Below are 1,497 nucleotides of genomic sequence, written 5' to 3'. Positions count from 1 at the left end.
ACCTCTCCGACGGACAGTTTCGGGTCCTTGATCCGAGAGCGGTCCTTGCGATCGTTCTTTTGTGCTTCGAGCTTCTGCAGGAAACGGAAACGCGGCGATCGGGTCGCATATCCTGATCGGCCGTGCTTTGTCATACCGAAGCCCTTTTGGCCGCTGTGCGTCATTTGATCACCAACGAAAGGCCATGCGGCCCATTTGGCCGTTCTGTCTAGATCACCTCGAATATTTGGCCGTAGCCGATAACCGATGCGCGCGAGCCGGCTAAACGCCGCGCGTGCCAAAACACGACTTGGTTTGCGGTTAACACCGGCGGCCAGGTCGCGAACCTGAAGCGGCACGTCCAATCCGTTATCCATCATCAACGGCCGTCCTCCGGCCAATCAATGGGCGTGAACCTAAGCCGCCGTCGGTCCATTTCTTCGCGAAGCTTATCCGCGTATGCGCGGACGCCATCGCCCGCGAAGCGGTAACGGCTTCCTGCATCTAAAGCGACTTGCTGACGGACGTTCCCGTAAAACGCCAACAGGCGCTCGTCCTTCATTTGGGGATAATTCATCGATGGCCTCGAAATACGCGGACCAAAGAGAAGTTTAGACACCATTCCGGCTTTGAGCCAAGGGCTTTCACTCGGTTTTCGCTCTCGGCTCAAAAGGGCTGTGGAGCGACATCTGGGGTAGAACCGCAGTTGCTCGCCGAAATCGAACGCCGCCCCACGTGTGCGGGTAGGAAGTTGCGGTATTCGTTCTTTGACGGCATCCGAGAAGCGACACGGCGCGAACTACCGTAGCTCCATTGCCACACGGTATAAGTTTCGCATTCTTGTGTTGGTTTCGGTGCAGACGCCACCGAAGGGATCATTAGCCTCTATGACCGGCGGCGCGGCGGTTGCGAACTCGCTCGAAGGGGCCAGCGCGGTTCTAACCCTTCGAACGAGTTCGCTCGCGCGGCTGCTTCATGACCGCTGCTTGGCCAATCACGTCAACACCAAGGGCGCGGGAGCGTTGGACAGCTTGTCGCGCTGCATGCGAAGCGAACAGCCAAGCCTTCATTGATCAAAGTTGATCCTACATCCACGCCATTGACTCGGAGAGTGCCGCAGCGGCGACCGAAGTTGCAGGCATTTGTGCCTTCCGTGCCGGGGGGACAGGAACACGAGACTTGATTGAAGTCTAACCGCCCACTGCTAACGAGTTCACGAAGGCGCTGTTTGGCAACTTCGCCCTTTTGGCGTTCTGCCTCGCACCGCGCTCGATTTCCCGTTTCTGGCGCGTTCAATCCGACTAGACGAACGTTCGGCTTGCCGTCCTCAAGGCTGATCGTGTCTCCGTCAATCACGCGCACCGTGAAGGAAGCGGCGACTGGCTTGGCTAATTCGGGTTTAAGTCTGGGCCATGCCTGGACAACTACGAAGCCGATAAGCAAGCAGAGAACCACCAGACCAGAAAAGTAGCGCGAACCATGGCGTTTCGGCTTGAAGTCGGCGACCTTGAACCGATT

Annotated in this window: 2 protein-coding genes; both read right to left on the bottom strand. The window is 57.6% G+C overall.

Annotation, left to right across the window (positions count from 1 at the left end):
- Positions 1-362: hypothetical protein (locus JQ624_RS38295; RefSeq protein ID WP_212424025.1), on the bottom strand; the 362-nt coding region annotated here is incomplete at its 3' end.
- Between the two features lie 616 nt (positions 363-978).
- Positions 979-1,497: thermonuclease family protein (locus tag JQ624_RS38290; RefSeq protein WP_249130430.1), on the bottom strand; the 519-nt coding region annotated here is incomplete at its 5' end.

Source organism: Bradyrhizobium sp. AUGA SZCCT0283 (genome assembly GCF_018130385.1).
Classification (GTDB): Bacteria; Pseudomonadota; Alphaproteobacteria; order Rhizobiales; family Xanthobacteraceae; genus Bradyrhizobium.
This window is presented reverse-complemented; position numbering and strand designations above follow the sequence as displayed.